This window comes from Pontimicrobium sp. IMCC45349 (genome assembly GCF_047219225.1).
Lineage (GTDB): Bacteria > Bacteroidota > Bacteroidia > Flavobacteriales > Flavobacteriaceae > IMCC45349.
Genome location: NZ_CP178208.1, coordinates 2,811,310 through 2,834,802, shown reverse-complemented (window position 1 = coordinate 2,834,802; position 23,493 = coordinate 2,811,310). Strand labels below are relative to the sequence as shown.

The following is a 23,493-nucleotide window of genomic DNA, read 5'->3' as shown; positions in this document are numbered from 1 at the left end:
TACGTTTTAAATCCAATTACAATTTAAGAATGGAACAACCCAACGACGCAAATAACATACAACTTGATGGTGGTACTTATGAAATTATTCAAGGACGCCTACAAAAACAAAAAAGTGAACTTCTATCACGATTAGCGCAACTAAATGAAGCGCGTAAAACCGTTTTTGGTAATGTTGAAACTAAACTAATTGCTAATAATCGTATTAATACAGAAAACAACTGTATAGCACGTGATATTGTTACTATTGGTGATATTTGCCTATTTGGATATAACGTACATTTTGGACTTCGTACAGACATTACTTTAGACGATGTATTCAGCATCTATACCTACGAAGACAACCACTTTGTCAATCAATCGTTGGACTTATTGAACGATGCTATTTTTATTGACGATTTTACCAATCTGTACAAATATTATAGAAATACGGTTTTTTCAAAGTTTGCTATCGTTGGAAACTATCTACACATGGTTTTTCAATTAAGTGATAGTGTTACTGACGTAAAAACATTTAAATGGTTAATAAATGATGGTTCACTTAAATACATAGATAATCGAAGCGAACATGAATTTAAATTCCCAAATCAACACGCTTTTAATTGGGTAGAGCCTAGTAGAGACCAACACGTTTATGGTGAGCATCCACATATTTCTATATTAGATAAAGTATTTGTAGAAACTATTGGAGGCGACTTAACTATAAAAATAGAAGATAACACAGATGATGGTAAAGGTATTTATAGTGAGCTTGTTGAACACGCTGACCAAACATTAGATGATGGTCAATATCGCTATGCAGATTTAGGCAACCTTATTGCTCTAGAAATTAAACCTTTTCAAGAAGCACCTCGCTATTTTGTATACAACCATAAAATTCAGGAGGTAAAAAAAATAGATAGTATAGGTGATGCCTGTTTGTTATTACCAGATGACCAAGGTATTATTTTTGCCGGTGGTTATTATTTACAATCTGGTGATTTTAAACTTTTTGACAATGGTATTACTAATGTAAAGTTTAAAAAAACGGTGAGCTCTCCTAATGGAGAGGATTACTTATATGTTTTTTACGAAAGCACAAAAGGACTCTACATACTTATGTCCTACAATGTTATTGAGCAACAAGTAAAAACACCTATTATATGTAACGGTTACACCATTCTTAAAGATGGTGAACTATGTTACTTTAAAACTGAAGACGAACAAACTAAACACCACGTCATACAAATTTGGCAAACACCATTTGTTAAAGGTGAAGCCATTCCTTCGGAACATACAGATACTTTATTATATAAAATAGGGAATAAAGACATTGTAAAAGCCATGGCAGAATCTCAAGCTTTAGTAACATTACTAAACAAAGAGGATAGTTTTGATGGTTTATATGATGACATTGCAAAGGCCTCTAACGATATTCTTAGTAGCTATTATTGGATTACAGAACCAGATACATTCTTAATCAACGAACCACTTTTTGAAATCAATGCTGCAGCAAACTCTGCAATTGATGAGTTTGAAAAGGTGGTACAACTTCGTAAAACAGCTGCAAATATTACTAAAGAAACACAAGACAAAGCGAGTCATATTTTTGGTAAAATTAAAAGCAGTTCTTTTAAAAGTATTGAAGATTTTGTATTGGTATTATCACAGCTAAGAACATTAAGAGGCGAAGTTATTGGTCTTAACGATATTCGCTATGTTGACACTACTTTTATTTCCACACTAGAGGAAGAAATTGTTATTCAAAATGATAAGATTTCACAACGTTGTGTGCAGTTTTTATTAGATGAGAAAGCACTTCTACCCTATCATCAACGTGTCTCAGACAAAGAAAAAGCACTACAAGACATTAAAAAAGTAGTAGCTGCTAAGGCTTTAGAAGCAGAAGTAAATCAAATCGCTGCAGATTTAGAAATGCTTATCGATATTGTCTCAAATTTAGATATTGAAGATGCATCGCATGCTACTAAAATTATCGATAATATCTCATTGATATTTTCTACTATCAATCAGTTAAAAGCAGGCTTAAAAAACAAACTAAAATCGCTAGGAGAAAAAGAAGCTTCTGCCGAATTTGCAGCACAACTTAAGTTAGTTGACCAAAGTATTATCAACTATTTAGACATTGCTAATACACCTGAAAAAACAGATGAACTTCTAAACAAAGTTTCTATACAATTAGAAGATTTAGAAGGTCGCTTTGCCGATTTTGAAGATTTTATTTCTCTTATTATTGAAAAACGTGAGGAAGTTTACAACGCATTCGAAGCGCGTAAAAATGGTCTTATTGAAGCTAGAAATAAAAAAGCTATAAGCCTTGAAACTGCAGCTAATAGAATTTTAAAAGGTGTTGCTAAAAAAGCACTTAACTTTAAAACTACTACTGAAATTAATGGCTATTTCGCTTCTGACTTGATGATTAATAAACTGCGAGACATTATCGAGAATTTAAAAGATTTAGAGGATGTTGGAAAAGCAGAAGCAATTGAAACTGGTCTTAAAGTTGCTAAAGAAGATGCCATAAGAAAACTAAAAGACACACAAGATTTATATGAAGATGGCGAAACTATTATTCGTCTTGGAAAACACAAATTTGGAGTTAATAAACAACCTCTAGATCTTACTATTGTTTTTAAAGATGATACTTTAAAATACCATTTAACTGGAACCGATTTTTATCAAACTATTGAGGACACAACACTATTATCCTCTCAAAAATATTGGAATCAAGAATTAGTTTCCGAAAATAAAACAATTTATAGAGCTGCATACTTAGCTTATAAACTATTTACAAACGCATCTCAAAATTTAAATTCGCTAGACGAAACTGCATTACTTCAACTTATAAAAAATGAAAGTAGTAAAAACTATTCCGAAGGTTATATAAAAGGTGTTCATGATGAGGATGCAGCTCAAATTTTACAAGTTTTAATTAACAAGCATCATAATTTAGGGCTACTTCGCTATACACCACTTGTACGTGCATTTGGTCAGTTTTTCTGGTATAATTTGAATTCAGAAAATAAAGCGCATTGGAATCAAAAAATAAAAGCTTCTGGAGAAGTACTTTCTACATTCCCAGAGAGCAATGAATATAAAGTAATTTTAGAGGCTTTAAGTCATGAGTTAAAGCAGTCTACCGTTTACGACAGCTTATCTAAACACTATATTAAAAGTAATCAAACACTAGAGCTTGAAACAGCTTCCTATTTGTTTGAAGAATTACAAAGCGACAACACTTTTTGTATTAGCAAAACAGCTCAAGAGCTACACGATCAATTCACAAAAACGCTTGAAAACAAAAACGCTTTAATCACTTTTAATAATTCTGTAAAAACAGCGCTAAACGAACAGGTAATTTCGCAAGCAGCTGTTGAGTTAGTTGTACAATGGGTAAGTTCATTTATCAAACTACATGCACCACAAAAAACGGATTATATATATGAAATTGCAGCCTTAATACTTTTTAAAAGCGAAGCTACTTCTAATATAATTCAAGTAAATCCAGACGCAGTTATTCAAAATTTAAAAGGAACACATGAGTGCATTCAAGAAGGTAGTTTTAACTTTAACTATCATGATTTCACTCAGCAACTACAAACATTTCAAACTGTAGAAGTTCCTGCTTATAATGCTTTTAGAACTGCTAAACATTCGGTAACAGAAACACTTAAAGACAGTTTAAAACTAGAAGAGTTTAAACCTAGAGTTCTATCGTCTTTTGTTAGAAACAAACTTATTGATAAGGTATACTTACCATTATTTGGTGATAATTTAGCCAAACAATTAGGTAGCGTTGGTGATAACAAACGTACTGATAGAATGGGAATGCTTCTATTAATTTCGCCTCCTGGTTATGGTAAAACAACCTTAATGGAATATATGGCTAACCGATTAGGCTTAATCTTTATGAAAATAAACGGTCCAGCCATTGGTCATGAAGTTACTTCTGTAGACCCTTTAACTGCAAACAATTCGGCAGCAAGAGAAGAACTTAATAAGCTTAATCTTGCATTTGAAATGGGTAACAATGTTATGTTGTACTTAGACGATATACAACACTGTAATCCTGAGTTTTTACAAAAATTTATTTCGCTTGCCGATGGTACACGTAAAATAGAAGGTGTGTATAATGGTAAACCAAAAACTTACGATTTACGTAGTAAGAAATTTTGTGTGATTATGGCTGGAAATCCTTATACCGAAAGTGGTGAAAAGTTTCAAATTCCAGACATGCTTGCCAATCGTGCAGACATCTATAATTTAGGTGATATTATTGGAGATACAGCCGATTTATTTAAATTAAGTTTAATTGAAAATGCACTAACCTCCAACCCTATTTTACACCAATTAAGCAGTAAATACTTTGAGGATATTTACCAACTAATTGAAACTGTAGAGTCTGGAAATCGTGAAAATTTAGAACTAAAAGGCAACCATACCAAACAAGAAGTTGAAGATTATTTAGCCGTTTTAGATAAAGTGGTAACCATACGTAACACAGTATTAAAGGTTAATGAAACCTATATTAAATCGGCTGCTATGGACGATAATTATCGTATTGAGCCATCCTTTAAGTTACAAGGGTCGTATCGTGATATGAATAAATTGGTAGCTAAGGTGGTTCCAATTATGAATAACAAAGAACTACAAATACTTTTATTATCGCATTACGAAAACGAATCGCAAACATTAACTAGTGCAGCCGAAGCCAATTTATTGAAGTATAAAGAGCTTGCAGAGACTATAGATGCTAACGAGTTAGAACGTTGGGAATCCATTAAAGCAACCTTTATAAAAAACAACAAATTAAAAGGCTTTGGTAATCAAAATGGCATGACGCAAATTTTAGCACAAATGATGCAGTTTAGTGAGCATTTAGAAGGCATTCAAGATGTGCTTAAAAGTGGTTTAAATAAAAAGTCTTAGATTATACAAACAAAAACTGAAGACCATAAAATTGACTTTTCTTAATAAACAAATACCTTTTATAGCATCCTTAAAAGATAAATTATTAGTTGGTTTTATTTTAGGGTGCATATTGGCGTTTATTATAATATTTCTTCAGCCTTTTGATACCAACAACTATGAATCTAACTATAAAAACTTGATTTTATCAGGTTTTGGGATACTCTTTTTTTCAACCTTTTTTATACAAAGTAGTTTAGAGAACATTTTATATAATAGTTCTAATAAAATTTGGACTGTCGGTAACGAAATTATTTCTACAATAATCTTTTTTACAATTTCTGGAACTATAATCTATCTATATAATCATCGCTTTATAAATGGTGAAAGCTATTCTATAAAAACATATTTCCTTTACCTACAACACATCGTTTTAGTATTTATTCCAATTTTTTCACCTTTAGTAGTCTTTTTACGCAATAAGTTTGGGGAACTAATTATCCCACTTCCAAAAAACACAGTAATTATAACTGGTGAAAATAAGAATGAAACATTAAAGCTTAATAGAAAGGACCTACTCTATATAAAAGCAGTAGAAAACTATATTGATATTTTTTTTGTAAGTGATAACAATACTGTAACATCTAAAACCTTTAGACAAACGCTTTTAAAAACAAATCAACAATTACCTTTTTTAGTAAAGTGTCATCGCTCTTATCTTTTAAACATGGAAAACGTTAAAGAAGTTAAGGGCAATTCTCAAAATGCGAAAATATGTTTCAAAGATTTTGAAAACACTATCCCACTTTCAAAAACATACTATACTAAAATTAAAAGCAGTTTAAATGAAGCGTGATTATTTAGCGTATTCATTTGTCAAAATTAAGCTTGTTTCGTCACTTTTATTCAAACCACAATTGATTAGTGCTTTAATTTGATAAATAATTCAAACACTCAAATTATGCCTATTTTCAAGACAGGAAAAACACATTTTACAACTATAATTTTAATTTTCGTTTCTAGCTTTACACATAGTCAATCCAAAGAAATTAATATCAAATTCTTGGGAAACTGTGGCTTATATATAACTGATGGTACAACTCATATATACACAGATTTTCCATATAAATCTGGAGCGCATGGTTACATGGAATTTGATAGTACAGAACTTGATAGTATTAAGCACAATTCAATCTTTATTTTTACACATAAACATTCCGACCATTATTCTAAAAAACACCTAAACAAAATTTTAAAAGAAAAAGGTGGACAAAAATATGGTGTATCAAACATATCTGAATTAGAAAACCTAAACAACTCTTTAGATAACTTTGAAATTAAAGCATTTAAAACTACACATAAAGTTTTTGGAATTTCTTTTAGGCATTATTCTTACCTCATAACTTGGCACGGAAAAAGAATTTATTTATCTGGAGATACAACCAATCCAGAAACAATTGGAAAAATTAAAAATATGGACTGGGCTTTTGTGCCTTATTGGATTTTACTAAATGCAAAAGAACAAGAAATTGAAATTGATTCAAAAATGCTTGGTGTATACCACTTATATCCTGAACAAATACCTAGTGCTAATAAAAAATGGAGCAATATAGACTCTATTCAACCTATGACTGAACAAGGCGAAAAAATCACAATAAAACTATAACCATAAATACTCAAATTACGTATTTCTACGTATTGATTTTTAAGCTCAAAAATGCTAACTTCGTTTAACACTTTTATATAAACCATTAAAACGTGTTTATATAAATACGTTGTGTTTCATACTACCAGCCGCATATTTTAGCACTTTTGGTTTTTGCCAACGCTAATTTCCAATGCTCTAAAAACCAAAAGAGCTAAAATTTCCCAACGCTCGAAATAATCCGAATTAAAAGTTGGAAATCCAAAATGTTTTTATAAATTTGGACAATATTTGTCTAAAACAATTTTAACCAATGAAAACATTAGGCGACACTTTAAAATGTGCCAGAGAGGAAAAAGAATTGATACTTCGAAAAGTTGCAGCTGAAGTAGATATTGATCAATCTCTGATTAGCAAATTCGAGAAAAACGAAAGAAAACCGACAATGGAACAAATCGTAAGACTTGCAAAGTTTTACGAACTTCCCGAAAACGAACTTATCATAAATTGGTATTCGGAAAAAATTGCAGACGAACTAAAATACACGGAATCGACTTCCGAAATATTAAAAGTAGCAGAAGAAAAAATTAACTATTATAAAGCTCAAGAAAATGGAAAATAAGAAAATGAGAGTTGCAGAATTATTTGCAGGAGTTGGAGGATTTCGTCTTGGACTTGAAAAAAGCAATTACGAAGTTGTTTGGAGTAATCAATGGGAACCGTCAACCAAAACGCAACACGCATCAATGGTTTATGAAGCTCGTTTTGGAAATGAAAATCATTCTAACGAAGATATAAACGAAGTAGTAACAAGAAATGTAGAAGAAATTCCAGATCACGATTTATTAGTTGGAGGTTTTCCTTGTCAAGATTATTCTGTTGCAACTACATTGCATAATTCAAAAGGTTTAAAAGGTAAAAAAGGTGTTCTTTGGTGGTCAATTCATAAAATTTTAGAGAACAAAAAGAACAAGCCGAAATATCTTTTTTTAGAAAATGTTGATAGACTTTTAAAATCCCCAGCAAAACAAAGAGGTCGTGATTTTGCTGTTATGTTACAAAGTTTAAATGATTTAGGTTATGCAGTAGAATGGCGAGTTATAAATGCAGCTGAATATGGAATGCCACAAAGAAGACGTAGAGTTTTCTTTATAGGTTATCACAAATCAACTGACGTTTACAAAAGACTTAAAAAATCTAATAAAACAAATTGGTTAATAGAAGAAGGAACAATAGCAAATGCTTTTCCTGTTGCAAAAACAAATGCAATTCAAGAAGTTGAATTAAAAGGAGATTTAGTAGAAATAACAGACAATTTCAATAAGAATGGAAAGCTATCGCCTTTTCAAAATACAGGCTTATTAATTAATGATAAAGTTTTCACAACTAAAACAGAGCCAAATTACGATGGGCAAAAAACTGTTTTAGCAGATGTTCTACAAAACGGAGAAGTAACACCTGAATTTTTCATTGATGAAAACGACAAACCAAAATGGGAATATTTAAAAGGTGCTAAAAAAGAAAAAAGAAAAACAAAAGAAGGTTTTGAATACAATTATAGTGAAGGCGGAATGATTTATCCTGACGCTCTAGATAATGCTTCTAGAACAATAATAACAGGAGAAGGTGGAAAATCACCTTCAAGGTTTAAACACGTAGTTGTTTCTGATAGAGGTTTAAGAAGATTGACACCAATTGAATTAGAGAGATTAAATATGTTTCCAGATAATCACACCAAATTGGAAGGAATTACAGACACTAAACGAGCCTTTTTTATGGGAAATGCATTAGTTGTAGGCATAATTGAAAAAATTGGAGTAGAACTTTATAAACAGATAAACCAATTTGAATATGCTTGATATAACTTCGGCAGATTCAATAATAGAATTTGCAAAACAACTTAAAAACCAAACTTTAAGACAAGCTTGTGGAGTTGAAATTGAAAAACACGGTTATAAAGGAAAGGGAAATTTCGGTCAGATTTTAGAAAAATTCTATTTTGGTTACGAACCAAATTCTGATGCAGAACCTGATTTTAAAGAAGCAGGAATTGAACTAAAATCAAGTCCATTAAAAACTTTAAAAAATGGAGAATATCGTTCAAAAGAAAGACTTGTTTTAAATATCATTAATTATTTAGAAGTTCACAAAGAAGAGTTTGAAACTAGTTCATTTTGGAAGAAAAATGCCCATTTACTTTTAGTATTCTATCTACACGACAGAGATTTAAATTTACTTGACTACATAATAAAGTTAGTTGACGGTTGGCAATATCCGAACGAAGATTTAAAAATTATTAAGCAAGATTGGGAATTTATCAATCAAAAAATAAAAGACGGAAAAGCTCACGAATTATCAGAAGGAGATACATTTTATCTTGGAGCTTGTACAAAAGGCTCAACAGCTCTAAAATCATATAGAGACCAGCCATTTAATAATGAAAAAGCAAAACAAAGAGCATATTCTTTAAAACAAGGTTATGTCAATCATATAATCGCAAATATTGCTCAAGAAGAAACAGCTGTTTATGGAAAAATAATTGAGCAGCCAGAAATTTTAGAAAAAGTACGTTCAATAGAAGAAATAGTAATTCTAAAATTCCACCCATTTTATGGAAAATCCGCTGAACAAATTGAACAAGAATTGGGTTTAGAATTAAACCAGAAAGCTAAAAGTTATTTTGCAAATCTTACAAATGCTATTCTTGGACTTGAACTCGGTCAAAAGATAGAGGAATTTGAAAAAGCAGATATTCAAGTCAAAACTATTCGACTTAAAGAAAATGATTTACCAAAAGAAGATATTTCGTTTCCTACATTTGAATATCTAGAACTTGTTGAAACAGATTGGGAAGATTCAGATTTTAAGAACATTTTGGAAAGTAAATTTTTCTTCGTCTTTTATCAATTTGAGGGAGAAAATTTGATTTTAAGAAAAGTGAAATTTTGGAATATGCCCTACTCTGATATTGTTGAAGCCAAAAATGTTTGGCAAGAAATGGTAAAGACAGTTAAAAGTGGAGAAATCGTAAAAGAAGTAACTGAAAAAGGTGTGAGAAAAACTTATTTCCCAAAGAAAACTGAAAACAGAATTAGTCACGTTAGACCACACGCGAGAAATGCAGCAGATACTTATGAATTACCTGTAGTAGATAAATTAACAGGTTTGACTGAATATACAAAACATTGTTTTTGGCTAAACGCAAGTTATGTGAAAGACGAAATATATCTGAAATAAGCCAACGCTAAAAGCCATACACATTTGCAATTCGCTTCATCCACAGCTACACCAAAAATTGCAAAAGAGTATGGCTTTGCCAACGCTATCAGCAGAATGGAAAAATAAAGTACGAAAACACAACAACGTATATAAAAAATAGCTGTTTTAGTGCTTAAACGAAAATGAATTTTATAAATTTAAAGTCTGTTATATTCCGAAAAGTTAGTGTGTAAAATCCGCTACTTTTCATATACAAGACCGTTAAACGAACTTCCTCAAATCAAGTAAAAAATCATTAACTAAAAGCTAAATAATTATACGCTATAATTTAACATTTCTATAGTAACGTTTTATTGTAAGAATCGTCATAATTGCACATTCAATCAAAAAACACCTCATCATGAAAAAAATTAAGGCCATAATAATCTCATTTTGCCTCATTAGCATCTTTGGTAATAACATAGTAAATGCAAATACTACTACCATAGAGTTTGAAGTCAAACAGATTACTAACAATATTTACAGTATTATTTCACCTTCATTTGGATTACCAACTCCAGAAAATAAAGGTTGGAACTCTAATGTACATTTTGTAATCACTAATGATGGTGTATTGTTATTTGATTCTGGTTCATCTCAAACAATAGGTAACCAAATAAAAAAAACAATTCAATCGATTACTAATAAACCTGTACGTTGGATTATTAATTCGCATAGTCATGCTGACCATTGGCTAGGTAATGCTGCTTTTGCAGATACAGCTATTGAAATAATTGCTAGTGACAAAACCTTCAAAACCATGGAAAAATATGGAGAAGATGATGTTGCATTTTACAAACGTGTCACCAATGGAACTATTGGTACTACAAAACTTTCTTATCCAAACTTAATAATTAGCAAAAACGAAAAACGCAATTTTGGCAACTTAGAAGTAGAACTTATCTTTTCTAATGACGCGCATTCTCCAGGTGATATTTTAATGTGGTTACCTAAACAAAAAATCATTTTTGGAGGTGACGTATTAAGCTCTAACTGGATGCCTGTAATTACTGATCATGGCAATATTCCTAATTTACTAGATACTCTTAAATTTATCGTTAAATTAAATCCAACACATGTTTTAACAGGACATGGTAACACTACAAATGTAAATTCAGTAATTAGAGATTTAGACTTGTTATCTCATGTCTGGAAACAAGTGCAATCTGATTATAAGAATAATAAAAAGCCTAATGATACTATTCTAAAAGTTAAAACAGTATTGGGAGATAAATACAAATTACTCTATAATGATTTTGATGCAGAAATAGAAAGACATATTAAACTTATGTACAAGCTACAATAAATAACAGGTCTTTCCTAGACAACTTTATGTGCGAATAATAGCTAAAAAATCATCTCTATAATTGCTACTAATAGGAATTTCAATTTCATCTATAATAACACAATGTTTTTTAACTATTTCTATATGTTTAATAGCTACAATAAAGGAACGATGAATTCTTGCAAAAAACTGCTTAGGTAACAGCTCTATAACTTCAGATATCTTATAACGCGCTAAAATAGAACGCTTGGTTGTATGGAAGGTTACATAATTACCATCGCTTTCAATGTATTTTATATCTTGAATGGATAGTTGGTGAAACTCAGAACCACTTTTTATAAAAACAGTCTGTTCAAGTCTTTCTTGAGAAGTTTCAGCGTTTGACCTTACGCCTTCTGCACTTTGATTCAAAGCCTCTTTTGCTTTCATTACTGCTTGTAATAACCGCTCAAAACCAATTGGTTTTAATAAATAATCTATCGCTTTAAGCTCATAACTTTCTAAAGCATACTCTGAATAAGCTGTTGTAAAAATAATAAGTGGTGCTTTTTCTAAAAATTTAGGAAATTTAATTCCAGATATCTTTGGCATATTAATATCCAAAAAAAGAAGATCAACAGTGTGTTTTTGAAGATACTCAAGAGCATCCAAAGGATCTCTGAATGTTGCTTTTAACTCCATAAACGGAATCTTACTAAGATGAAACTCAAGAACATCTATAGCAGCGGGTTCATCATCAATTATTATATAATTCATAACACAGTTATTCTATTTGCAATTTAAGTAAAGAAACGAAATATCCATCTTCTTCTTTGGTTTCTATAGTATGTAAATTGGGATATAAAATAGTTAGTCTCTTCTTTAAATTATCTAAACCAAACCCAGAAGAAGTATCCTTCAAATCATACGCGTTTTTATGAACTGTATTGGTTACTTTATATACCAAGCTGTTTTCTATAACCTCCAAAGTTATGTTTATAACAGATTTAGTTTTAGGATCAATTCCATGTTTAATGGCATTTTCTACAAAAGGAATAAGCAACATAGGACTAATTTGCACGTTCTCAACAGTTCCTTTAACAGTAAAATTAATAAACACATCGTCATCTTCAGCAATACGTAACTGATACACCTGAATAAACTTTTTAAGATGATGGATTTCTTTTTCTAAGGCAATGCTATCTTCATTAATTTCATACACCATATAACGCATTAAATCTGCTAATTTAGATATACCATCTGCCAAGTCTGGCACATCATTTTTTAATGCCTTAGCATAAAAACTATTAAGTACATTAAACAAAAAATGAGGATTAATTTGAGTCTTAAGAAAAGTCATTTCTGTAGTTAACTTCTCTTCATATAAGGTTCTTTTTAATTTTTCATTTTGAAACCAATACTTAATTAAAGCATATGACAAACCTAATAAAAGTATAAAAAAGCTACTGATAGAATTATAACTCAAATAGGTTACAAAAGATTCACTCTCACTTGAAAAAAATCCAACCAACCAATAGTAATCTATAATGCTTTCCAATAAATTTATAAATACAAAAACACCTATTAAAGAGATAACTAGAAGTGCTATTTTTTTTAATCGTAAAAACTTTGGAACGATATAAAAAGCCGTAGTATAAAATAAAATTTGGTTCATAAACATTCCAAATAGTATGGCAAGCCAAAATGGACCTTCATCTTTTCTAAAATCGGAAATAGTGTTTATGAAATTTAAGATCAACACATAGGAAATTCCCCAAATTAAAACGTGTAGTATTGTTTCTAAATATTTTTTCATCCAAAGTGTTTAAATCTCAAAAATAGGGTTTTATATAGTTTTAAAACCTACAATGGGTTAAACTAAGTACTTAAAGTGACCAAACTCTATATTTATGTGAAGTATAACATATTTCACTTTATTTCATACATCTACCACATAGAAAGGTCTAGTAATCACATTCTTTTTAAACTACGATTATTAGATAGTATTCTTGCTTCATCTTAATTATAAAACCATACTAAAATGAAGGAATCTATAACAATTATAATGATCATATTTTTTATACTACAGACTTTTGGACAAACTAATCCTGACAAAGCTTTACAAAAAAACATTAATAATGTTTTTGAAAGTTATGCTCATTATAATCGATTTACAGGAAACGTTTTAATAAGTCAAAATGATAATATTATTTACAATAAGAGTTTTGGTTATGCTAATGTTGAAAATCACAAAAAGAATTCCAGCAATACTATTTTCAGCATTGCTTCTATCACTAAACCTTTGACTGCTATAGGAATAATGACATTAGTAGAACAAGAAAAACTTACATTAGAAACACCTATTAGTTCATTTTTCCCAAACTTTATCCCTGATTTTTCTAAAAAAATAACCATTCGTCATTTATTAAACCACAGTTCTGGTATGCAAGCCAATATTGGTAGAATTGATGATCAAGGCAACGGATTAATGCCTGTAAAAACTCCAATTACACGAAATGAGCTTTTTGAAAAATTCAAAGATTCAAAATTAAAATTTGAACCAGGAACTGGATACGAATACAATAATTTTGGATATACACTTTTAGCATATATCATTGAAGCTGTAAGCAAACAGTCCTATAAAGATTATATGGAACAAGCCGTTTTTAAACCTTCCAACATGACACAAACTGCTGTCAACGACTATAAAACATTAGATCAAAAAGCTTTTCCGCATAGCGGATTAGGAATGAATGAATTTAAAAAATTAACAAGCTCTATTCACCCTTCATGGATAATTGGAGCTGGAAACATTAATTCTACTACTGAAAATTTACACAACCTAATGACTGCTTTAGAAAACGGAAATCTCCTAAAACCAGCATCTGTAAATAAACTTTATAGTTATACACAATCTAGAGGTGTTAATAATTCAGAATACGGTTTAGGCTGGAGAATTGAATATAAAGATGGCGAAAAATGGGTTAATCACACTGGTTTACTTCCCGGTGTAGCCTCTATAATTGGGACATTACCACAAAAAAACATAAAGATTATCATCTTATCTAATGCCACTTCTACAGACTTAATTACAGAAAGTTCTTTTCAAGGTAAAGACCAATTTGTTGATGGAGAAATAATTGATGCCATTATTGCAATTTTTCAAGGTAAAGAACCAAAGCTACTCCCAAAAGTTACTAAGGTTAACAACTCAAATATTCCTGACTTTAATAAAACGTATACATTAGATGACGATCATGCTTTCATGCTAAAAAAGCAAAACAATACGTTTTATCTAGAAACAATTGGAAAAACACCTTGGTCTGTTTTTACTTATCAATTTTCAAGAGATGCGACAACAGACAATAAAGCTTGTAAAACCGCTTTGTTTTTTGCAAATGCTATGAGTACCCAAAATTTCAATGGACTTTCTGATTATGCAAATAAAGACATGAAAGACTTTTTAAGTTCTGAAAATGGCTTAAACCAGTTAAAAGGAATGTGGTCCTATTTTATTAATCAAGCAGGCGTTTTTAAATCTTACAACATCTATAAAATCGAAGGCAAAAAAGGTAATAAAACAGTAAATATTAGATTTCATTTTGAAAATGAAGATGTAGGTTTTGTTTTAGGAATCAACGCAGAAAATCAAATTCAAGGTATGTTTATGGATGATAACATAAGAACTAGCAGCATTAAAAAAGTAGAATTAACTCAGATTAATCAAAATGAGTTTTTTATCAATGGACATCAATATAATGGTATGCAAGATTTAAGAATAAAACTAACCGATCAAGAACTAATTTTAACAGATGATACTATGAATTACAAAGCCTCACTTAAATCTTCATTTTAGTCATGAAAAAAATCAACATTAAAGAAACTATTGAAATTGTATGTCGTTTTTATGTATTCTTTTTTCTTGCTGCATATGGACTAGGAAAAGCAATTGGCGGACAATTCTACACACCAGATTTAATACCTACTCACATAGAATCAATGCCTATAAAACAAATCCCAAATTTTGAACTAGCTTGGGTATTTATGGGACGTTCATATGGTTATGTATTATTTATTGGAGTTTGCCAAATTGTAGGTGCTACTTTACTTCTTTTTAATAGAACAAAGCTAATTGGAACCTTAATATTAATTCCAATAATGGTAAATGTAATTGTATTTGACATTTTTTTTCTTGATAAATACGGAGCATTAGCGAGCGCTATACTATATCTATTAATGCTAATAGTAATTCTTTACATCAACAAACCAAAAATTATAAACGTAATTAAAACTCTTACTCATTTTGATGGAACTCAAAAAACATCCATAAAAGAAAAGATTATCAAGTATTCTTATGTTTTAATAATAATTCTTGCTGTTTTTGTTATTAATCAATTAATAGTAAGTTGGCTTGGATACGGAAAAGGATAAATGCTCCTTCTTAGTTTGATACAAATTTGGAACAAATACTATAAAATTACGTATTTATACGTATTGATTTTCTGACGTAAAAACGCTAACTTCGTTTAACACTTTTATATAAACCATTAAAACGTGTTTATATAAATACGTTAGGCACAAGCTGAAAAACAAACTCTTAGAAATAAAAAATATGAATGGATACGAAACAGAAGATATAGATGACCCAGTAATTGATGTTGAAGAAAATGAAGATTCATCTTCACCTCAAATTTATGGAATATCAAGTTATGGAGCTGATTATGATGTAGAAGGACTTGTAAAAAGACTTAAAAGAGGAGACATTTTCATACCGCCATTTCAGAGAGATTATGTTTGGAATCAAGCTGAAGCTTCTAGACTCGTTGAGTCTTTATTGCTTGGACTTCCAGTACCAGGAGTATTTTTAGCCAAAGAGAGTGATTCTAATAAACTTTCAGTAATTGACGGACAACAACGATTAAAATCATTGCTTTTTTTCTATGAAGGCTTTTTCAATCCCAAAGAAGGAGATACAAGAAAAAAAGTATTTAGGCTCAAAAACGTTCAAGAAAAATTCGAAGGCAAAACTTATGAAGAGTTAGAAGAAGATGACAGAATAAATCTTGATGATTCAATTATTCACGCTACAATAATTAAACAAGAGACACCAACTGATGATAACACCAGTATTTATCACGTTTTTGAACGATTAAATACAGGTGGAAGAAAACTTACACCCCAAGAAATTAGAGCAGCAATTTATATTGGGAAGTTGAATGAATTAATTGCAGAATTAAATGATTATCCAGCTTGGAGAGAATTATTCGGTAAAAAGAATAATAGACTTAAAGACCAAGAAATGATATTGAGATTTTTTGCTATGTATAATTCGCTAGATAGATATAGTAAACCTCTAAAGGAGTTTTTAAATAAGTTTAATGGCCGTTATAGAAACCCAACAGAAGAAGAATTAGAAAGATTAAGTTCGATTTTTAAAAGAACTACCGATATTATACTTGAAAATATTGGCAAATCTGCATTTAGACCAGACAGAGTATTTAATGCATCAGCATTTGAGGTTTTAATGGTTGGAATAGCAAACAGAATAGATGAAAATATTGATTTTGAGGCATTTGCCCAAAACATAAATACTCTATATCAAAATCAAGATTTTGTTGATTCAATAACTAGAGCTACTTCAGATGATAAAGTTGTAGCAGAAAGACACAGATTGTTCAATGAATATATTAATCAATATGTTCAATAATCCCGAATTAAATATACAATACAATCGTATTCAGCAATTAATATTAAAAGCCAAGGAATTCGAACCTGATGACGAATTGAGGTCGCATTTAACAAAATATATTTGTGTTCTCTGTTCCGGATTTATAGAAAATTCTGTTTACCACGCTTTTACTGATATTGCCGAAAATAGTTGTGAGCCATCTGTTGTTTTGACTTATGCAAAATCACAACTCTATAAAATACAAAATGCTAATAGTGAAAAAATAAGAGCATTAGCAAAGTCCTTTAATCCTGATTGGCACGACTTATTACGGGATTACTTGCAAGAGGAAAATCGTGGTGCAGCTATAAATTATATTTTAAAAGACAGACATAATATTGCACACGGTAGAGATTCTGACATTACAATAATAAAATTGGAAAATTATTTAAACAAAACAATAGAAGTGATTAGGTTCATTGAAACGGAATTAAATCAAGAAGAAGCCAGTGCCTAACAATGTATAAAAAAAATAGGGCAAAAAGTGCTTAATCGAAAGGTCTGTGCGTATTTGTCAAGTCGCCAAATTTTTAAATTTGGTATATTAAAAGGAGAAAAGATAAATAACAAAATTTAAAAATTCGGCTTTAGCTTAATCCGAAAAGTAACGCATACAACTGCCCTACTTTTCTTATACTAGACCGTTAAACGAACCTTCAAAATAAACACAAAAAAAGCCCTTGATAATTCAAGGGCTTTTCATTTTATATTTCTTCTGTATATAAATTACTTTAAATACGCTAATACATTTTTTTCTATACGTACTTGTATGTTAGATACATCTGCTTTTACAAAAGTTTCTCCTGTAATATTCTCGTATAGTTCAATATAACGCTCGCTAACACTTTCAATGTATTCATCACTCATAAAAGGTACTGTTTGCCCTTCTAATCCTTGAAAGTTGTTACTAATTAACCATTGGCGCACAAATTCTTTAGATAATTGCTTTTGCGCTTCGCCTCTATCTTGACGTTCTTGGTAACCATCAGCATAAAAATAACGTGATGAATCTGGTGTATGTATTTCATCAATCAATACAATTTTACCATCCTTCGTTTTACCAAATTCATATTTAGTATCTACTAAAATTAATCCGCGTTTCGCAGCTATTTCACTTCCGCGTTGAAATAACTTACGTGTATAATCTTCTAACACTAAATAATCAGCTTCACTTACAATACCTTTTACTAAAATGTCTTCGCGCGAAATATCTTCGTCATGGTCTCCCATTTCGGCTTTGGTTGCTGGAGTAATTATTGGCTCAGGAAATTTATCATTTTCCTTCATACCTTCTGGCATTGGTACACCACATAACATACGTTTTCCAGCTTTGTACTCACGTGCTGCATGTCCAGACATATAACCACGAATCACCATTTCTACTTTAAAAGGCTCACATAAATGACCAACTGCTACATTAGGATCTGGTGTATCTAGTAACCAGTTTGGAACCAAATCTTCGGTGTCCTTCATCATTTTTGTAGCAATCTGGTTTAATATTTGTCCTTTATACGGAATCCCTTTTGGCATCACTACATCAAAAGCAGAAAGCCTATCTGTAGCTACCATTACAAGAACATCGTCGTTAATATTATAAACCTCGCGAACTTTTCCTTTGTAAACACTTTTTTGTCCAGGAAAATTAAAATTAGTGTCTGTAATTGTATTACTCATTGTGTTGTTTTTAACGCTTAAAAGAAACGTTATAGTTGTGTATAATTAGTTGTGGCGCAAAAGTAATATTTTAATAAGAAATACGAATGCGCAAAACCTAATTAGTTATGAGTTGGATATTAACAACAGCTCATACTATATTATAAAAACAGAAAACAGCTTTATTCCCTATTTTCTATACTCTTATAAGCCGAAATAATTTTCTTGACAAGTTTATGACGAATCACATCTTTATCGTCTAAAAAGATAATGCCAACACCTTCTACATTTTTAAGTATTAGTAAGGCCTCTTTTAAACCAGAAATAGTACGACGTGGTAAATCGATTTGTCCAGGGTCTCCAGTTAATAAGAATTTGGCGTTTTTACCCATTCTGGTTAAAAACATTTTCATTTGTGCATGTGTGGTGTTTTGACCTTCGTCCAATATCACAAAGGCATTATCAAGTGTACGACCACGCATAAACGCTAAAGGAGCAATTTGTATAATACCTTTCTCGATATAACTATCTAGCTTTTCAGCTGGAATCATATCACGTAATGCATCGTACAACGGTTGCATGTAAGGGTCTAATTTTTCTTTTAAATCACCAGGTAAAAACCCAAGATTTTCACCTGCTTCTACAGCTGGACGCGTTAATATAATACGTCTAACTTCTTTATTTTTTAAAGCTTGTACAGCCAATGCAACACCTGTATATGTTTTTCCTGTTCCAGCTGGACCAATAGCAAACACCATATCGTTTTTACGCATACTCTCTACCAATTTACGTTGGTTAGCAGTTTGCGCTTTTATTAAGCGACCACTTACACCATGTACCAAAACCTCACCACTAGATGCAGAAGTTTCATAATCGTCTTTGGTACGACTGGTAAGTACACGCTCAATAACGTTTTCGTCTAATTTATTGTACTTTCCAAAATGATTAATAAGCATAGACAAGCGTCTATCAAACTCTTCTAGCATTTCTTCGTCGCCAAAAGCTTTAATTTTATTTCCGCGTGCTACAATTTTTAATTTTGGGAAGTACTTTTTTAAAAGTACAATATTTGAATTTTGGGCTCCAAAAAATTCTTTTGGAGTAATTTCTTCAAGCTCGATAATAAGTTCGTTCAAAAGCAGTTGTTTTTAAAATACAAATCTTAACAGATGTAATAGATTTATGTCGTTTAATAATCTAATTAGTGTTGATAACAGCTCCCTAAATATATTAATTTTTCCTTCCAAATCTGAAAATAAAAACGGAAAAAATTATGTAGGTTTGTAAAACTCAAATGTAATCCATTTTACATCCAATAATTTAAAGAAATATCAACAAATTTGCCAATGGCAATAATTACCTTAACAACTGATTTTGGAGAGAAAGATCACTTTGCTGGCGCAGTAAAAGGCGCTATATATAGTGAAGTTCCAGATGTGAGAATTGTTGATATCTCACACTCTGTATCGCCATTTAGTATTCCAGAAGCTGCTTATATTATCCAGAATGCTTATAGTAGTTTTCCTAAAGGCACCATACATATTATTGGTATCGATTCTGAAATCAACCAAGAAAACAAACATATTGCATTAAAGCTAGACGATCATTATTTTATTTGTGCCAACAATGGTATTATGAGTATGATTTGTGCCGAAATTGCACCAGAAAAAATTGTAGAAATTAATATTCACGATAAAATATCTACAAGCTTCCCTGTGTTAGATGTGTTTGTGCGTGTAGCTTGTCATATAGCTCGTGGTGGAACGTTGGAGGTTATTGGAAAGTTAATAGACAAGATTAAACCTATAAAAAATATTATTCCGTTTGTTAATGCTGAGCAAAACCAAATTATTGGTAGTGTAATTTACATAGACAATTACGGAAACGTGATTACCAACATACGACGTAAGTTTTTTGAAAGCATTCAAAAAGGACGTCCTTTTGAAGTGTATGCAAGAAACCATAAGTTTAAAAAGATATATCATAAGTACAGCGATATTATCAATTTTGAAATTCCAGAAGACAAGCGTCATGATGAAGGTAAAGGACTTGTAGTGTTTAACTCATCAAACTATTTAGAAATTGCAGTTTATAAAAGTAACTGCGCCTCGGTTGGTAGTGCCTCTACACTTATGGGCTTAACTATGATGGATACTGTAACTGTAAACTTTTTAAAAGGATAATTTTATGTTTGTACGTATTGTAAAAATGAGTTTTGCCGAAGAAAACATTGATGCGTTTCTTGAAAACTTTCATAAAAACAAAAATGATATACGAAATTTCGATGGTTGTCGTTTTTTAGAGTTATATAGAGATAAGAATAATCCAAACATATTTTTTACTTATAGTTATTGGGAAAAAGAAAGTGATTTAGAAAATTACAGACACTCCGAACTATTTAAAAATGTTTGGGCTAAAACAAAACCATTGTTTAATGACAAACCACAAGCGTGGAGTGTGGATAAATTGGTGAGTTTAGAATAATCAAAATTAAGTTAGTTTGAATTATTTTTAAAAATGTTGAAAATATCGAGAACGAATAAACAATAAAATGAGATATCTCGACTGCGCTCGATATGACAGAACAAATAAACTTATAAACTAAAAATGTTAGCAATACTTAAAAAAGAAATAAATTCATTTTTTGCCTCTCCAATTGGCTATTTAGTTATTGGACTATTTTTATTGCTTAATGGTTTGTTTTTATGGCTATTTAAAGGCGAATTCAATATTTTAAATTATGGTTTTGCCGATTTATCATCCTTCTTTTTATTATCACCTTGGATTTTAATATTCTTAATTCCAGCAGTTACCATGCGTAGCTTTAGTGACGAAAAAAAACAAGGTACACTAGAACTGTTATTAACAAAACCAATTTCACATTTACATATTGTACTAGGAAAATACTTTGGTGCACTTATACTTATACTTTTAGCATTATTACCTACACTACTCTATGTGTACACGGTTTCACAACTAGGAAACCCAATAGGTAACTTAGATATGGGAAGTGTAATAGGTTCTTACTTTGGCTTGTTATTTTTAGTTGCAGCCTATACAGCTATTGGTGTGTTTGCTTCTACCTTATCAGATAACCAAATCGTAGCTTTTATAAGTGCCGTATTTTTATGCTTCTTATTTTATATAGGTTTTGAAGGTTTAGGCGACTTTACCTCAAGCACCTTTGTAGATAAATTAGGCATGAGTAGTCACTTTAAAAGTATGAGTCGTGGTGTAATTGACTCCAGAGATGTTATCTACTTTTTTAGTATTATTTTACTATTTATTGTCTTTACAGTAAAACGCATAGGCACTTCAAAAATAGATAAGAAAACTGCTATTACACTTGCAATTGTGCCAATGGGTTTATTGGTTATAAATATCTTTACACAATCTATTTACCAACGTTTTGATTTAACTCACGACAAACGCTATACGCTTAGTGAGGCAACCTTAGAGAGTATTAAAGATGTAGATTCGCCAATACTTATAGATGTATTTTTAGAAGGTGAAGGCTTTCCAACAGAGTTCAAACGTCTGCAAACAGAAACGCGTCAAATTCTAGAAGAATTTTCGGCATACAATAGTAACATCAACTTTAAATTTATCAATCCAATTGAAGATGATGTTACACGTCAACAAAACATTAATCTATTAGCACAACGTGGTTTAACACCTATGCAATTAAGTGTGCAAGAAAGTGGAAAAACGAGTCAAGAAGTAATTTTTCCTTGGGCATTGGCAAGCTATGGTGACGTCACTACTAAAATTCAGCTTATAAAAAACAAAATAGGTGCATCACAACAAGAATTAGTGAGTAATTCTGTTCAACACTTAGAATATGCTTTTGCTGATGGCTTTAGCAAATTAGTAAACCCTAAACGACGTAAAATTGCTGTATTAAGAGGTAATGGTCAATTAGAAAACAAATACATTGCAGACTTTGTAACTACCTTACGCGATTACTACTTTATTGCGCCTTTTACTTTGGATAGTGTTGCTTCAAATCCGCAAGAAACTTTAAAAAAGATAAAGGATTACGATTTAATTATATCAGCTAAACCAACCAAAGCTTTTACAGAGCAAGAGAAATTAGTTTTAGATCAATATACTATGAATGGAGGTAAGAGTTTATGGATGATTGATGCAGTAGCTATGGAAACTGATAGTTTATACAATCCAGAAGGTAAAAGCTATGCAGTAACTAGAGATTTAAACCTAACCGATTTCTTCTTTAAGTATGGTGTGCGCATCAATCCTGTATTGGTTAACGACCTCTACTCTGCTCCAATAACCTTAGCTAATGGTGATGGTAGTCAAGCGCAATTTAACCAACTACCATGGTTTTATACGCCTTTAATTAATTCGGAAAACAACCATCCAATTATCAAAAACATCAATTTAGTTAAGTTAGATTTTGCAAATCAAATAGACACCTTAAAAACAGCTAATAACGCTATTAAAAAAACGATTCTTTTACAAAGTTCTTTACTCTCTAAATTAGATGGTACACCAAGAGAAATTAGTTTGGAAATGGCAACTGTAGAACCAAAACCAGAGCAATACTCTAAGGGAAATCAAACAGTTGGTGTGTTATTAGAAGGTGAATTTACAAGTGTTTATAACAATCGTGTAAAGCCTTTTAAGTTAGAAAACGATATTACTAAAAGTACACCTTCAAAAATGATTGTCATTGCAGATGGTGACATCATAAAAAATGATGTAGGCAGAAATGGTCCTCAAGAATTAGGCTTTGATAAATGGACTGGACAAACCTACGGAAATAAAGAATTTTTACTGAATTCGGTAAATTATCTACTAGACGATAATGGACTTATAAACATTAGGTCTAAAGATTTATCTGTAGCCTTTTTAGATCAACAGCGTATTTCGGAAGAAAAAACAAAATGGCAAGTGGTAAACATAGCATTACCATTGACTTTACTAGCTATTTTCGGCTTAGGTTTCAACTACCTTAGACGAAAAAAATATACTGCTTAAATGTTAATAAGTTTCTTTCATAATTAAGCCTCAAAAA

At 30.9% G+C, this 23,493-nt stretch carries 18 protein-coding genes; 14 read left to right on the top strand and 4 right to left on the bottom strand.

Annotation, left to right across the window (positions count from 1 at the left end; translation table 11 throughout):
- Positions 1-29 precede the first annotated feature (29 nt).
- The 7 genes from ACLII3_RS13175 (at position 30) to ACLII3_RS13145 (ending at position 11,116) form a co-directional block, all read left to right on the top strand.
- Entirely contained in the window at positions 30-4,928 is a 4,899-nt protein-coding gene (locus ACLII3_RS13175) for a DNA repair ATPase (protein ID WP_412984682.1), read from the top strand.
- A 31-nt stretch (positions 4,929-4,959) separates the two neighbouring features.
- A complete protein-coding gene (locus tag ACLII3_RS13170) occupies positions 4,960-5,763 on the top strand; it encodes a LytTR family DNA-binding domain-containing protein (RefSeq protein ID WP_412984681.1) in 804 nt (267 codons plus the stop codon).
- Between the two features lie 105 nt (positions 5,764-5,868).
- Positions 5,869-6,573, top strand: coding sequence for an MBL fold metallo-hydrolase (locus ACLII3_RS13165; RefSeq protein ID WP_412984680.1), 705 nt, complete (start codon positions 5,869-5,871; stop codon positions 6,571-6,573).
- A 292-nt stretch (positions 6,574-6,865) separates the two neighbouring features.
- Complete coding sequence (locus ACLII3_RS13160; RefSeq protein ID WP_412984679.1) at positions 6,866-7,174, top strand: helix-turn-helix domain-containing protein; 309 nt, start codon at positions 6,866-6,868, stop codon at positions 7,172-7,174.
- Positions 7,164-8,411 carry a DNA (cytosine-5-)-methyltransferase gene (dcm, locus tag ACLII3_RS13155; protein ID WP_412984678.1) on the top strand — a complete coding sequence of 416 codons (1,248 nt, stop codon included), beginning with the start codon at positions 7,164-7,166 and terminating at the stop codon, positions 8,409-8,411. The genes ACLII3_RS13160 and dcm overlap by 11 nt, the downstream gene beginning before the upstream one ends.
- Positions 8,404-9,789 carry a Sau3AI family type II restriction endonuclease gene (locus tag ACLII3_RS13150; protein WP_412984677.1) on the top strand — a complete coding sequence of 462 codons (1,386 nt, stop codon included), beginning with the start codon at positions 8,404-8,406 and terminating at the stop codon, positions 9,787-9,789. The genes dcm and ACLII3_RS13150 overlap by 8 nt, the downstream gene beginning before the upstream one ends.
- Before the next feature lie 382 nt (positions 9,790-10,171).
- The gene (locus tag ACLII3_RS13145; RefSeq protein WP_412984676.1) at positions 10,172-11,116 is read left to right on the top strand and encodes an MBL fold metallo-hydrolase; all 945 of its coding nucleotides are present in this window, start codon (positions 10,172-10,174) and stop codon (positions 11,114-11,116) included.
- Between the two features lie 24 nt (positions 11,117-11,140).
- On the opposite strand, the gene ACLII3_RS13140 is transcribed toward ACLII3_RS13145, so the two are convergent.
- Together ACLII3_RS13140 and ACLII3_RS13135 are read right to left on the bottom strand one after the other, a co-directional pair.
- Positions 11,141-11,851, bottom strand: a complete 711-nt coding sequence (locus ACLII3_RS13140; protein ID WP_412984675.1) for a LytR/AlgR family response regulator transcription factor — start codon at positions 11,849-11,851, stop codon at positions 11,141-11,143.
- A 7-nt stretch (positions 11,852-11,858) separates the two neighbouring features.
- On the bottom strand, positions 11,859-12,890 hold the full coding sequence (locus tag ACLII3_RS13135) for a sensor histidine kinase (protein ID WP_412984674.1): 1,032 nt from the start codon (positions 12,888-12,890) through the stop codon (positions 11,859-11,861).
- A gap of 225 nt (positions 12,891-13,115) precedes the next feature.
- Here ACLII3_RS13135 and ACLII3_RS13130 point away from each other — a divergent pair, with 225 nt between their 5' ends.
- From ACLII3_RS13130 to ACLII3_RS13115, 4 genes are all read left to right on the top strand, one after another.
- A complete protein-coding gene (locus ACLII3_RS13130; protein WP_412984673.1) occupies positions 13,116-14,930 on the top strand; it encodes a serine hydrolase in 1,815 nt (604 codons plus the stop codon).
- Between the two features lie 2 nt (positions 14,931-14,932).
- Positions 14,933-15,505 carry a hypothetical protein gene (locus ACLII3_RS13125; RefSeq protein ID WP_412984672.1) on the top strand — a complete coding sequence of 191 codons (573 nt, stop codon included), beginning with the start codon at positions 14,933-14,935 and terminating at the stop codon, positions 15,503-15,505.
- A gap of 181 nt (positions 15,506-15,686) precedes the next feature.
- On the top strand, positions 15,687-16,781 hold the full coding sequence (locus tag ACLII3_RS13120) for a DUF262 domain-containing protein (protein WP_412984671.1): 1,095 nt from the start codon (positions 15,687-15,689) through the stop codon (positions 16,779-16,781).
- On the top strand, positions 16,753-17,259 hold the full coding sequence (locus tag ACLII3_RS13115; RefSeq protein ID WP_412984670.1) for a HEPN domain-containing protein: 507 nt from the start codon (positions 16,753-16,755) through the stop codon (positions 17,257-17,259). The genes ACLII3_RS13120 and ACLII3_RS13115 overlap by 29 nt, the downstream gene beginning before the upstream one ends.
- A 269-nt stretch (positions 17,260-17,528) precedes the next feature.
- Here ACLII3_RS13115 and ACLII3_RS13110 read toward each other — a convergent pair whose 3' ends face one another.
- The gene (locus ACLII3_RS13110; protein ID WP_412984669.1) at positions 17,529-18,476 is read right to left on the bottom strand and encodes a phosphoribosylaminoimidazolesuccinocarboxamide synthase; all 948 of its coding nucleotides are present in this window, start codon (positions 18,474-18,476) and stop codon (positions 17,529-17,531) included.
- 161 nt (positions 18,477-18,637) lie between these two features.
- The gene (locus ACLII3_RS13105; protein ID WP_412984668.1) at positions 18,638-19,591 is read right to left on the bottom strand and encodes a PhoH family protein; all 954 of its coding nucleotides are present in this window, start codon (positions 19,589-19,591) and stop codon (positions 18,638-18,640) included.
- Between the two features lie 210 nt (positions 19,592-19,801).
- Here ACLII3_RS13105 and ACLII3_RS13100 point away from each other — a divergent pair, with 210 nt between their 5' ends.
- The 3 genes from ACLII3_RS13100 (at position 19,802) to gldG (ending at position 23,456) form a co-directional block, all read left to right on the top strand.
- Complete coding sequence (locus ACLII3_RS13100) at positions 19,802-20,638, top strand: S-adenosyl-l-methionine hydroxide adenosyltransferase family protein (protein WP_412984667.1); 837 nt, start codon at positions 19,802-19,804, stop codon at positions 20,636-20,638.
- 4 nt (positions 20,639-20,642) lie between these two features.
- Complete coding sequence (locus tag ACLII3_RS13095) at positions 20,643-20,939, top strand: putative quinol monooxygenase (protein ID WP_412984666.1); 297 nt, start codon at positions 20,643-20,645, stop codon at positions 20,937-20,939.
- A 123-nt stretch (positions 20,940-21,062) separates the two neighbouring features.
- Entirely contained in the window at positions 21,063-23,456 is a 2,394-nt protein-coding gene (gene gldG / locus ACLII3_RS13090) for a gliding motility-associated ABC transporter substrate-binding protein GldG (RefSeq protein ID WP_412984665.1), read from the top strand.
- Positions 23,457-23,493: the final 37 nt, after the last annotated feature.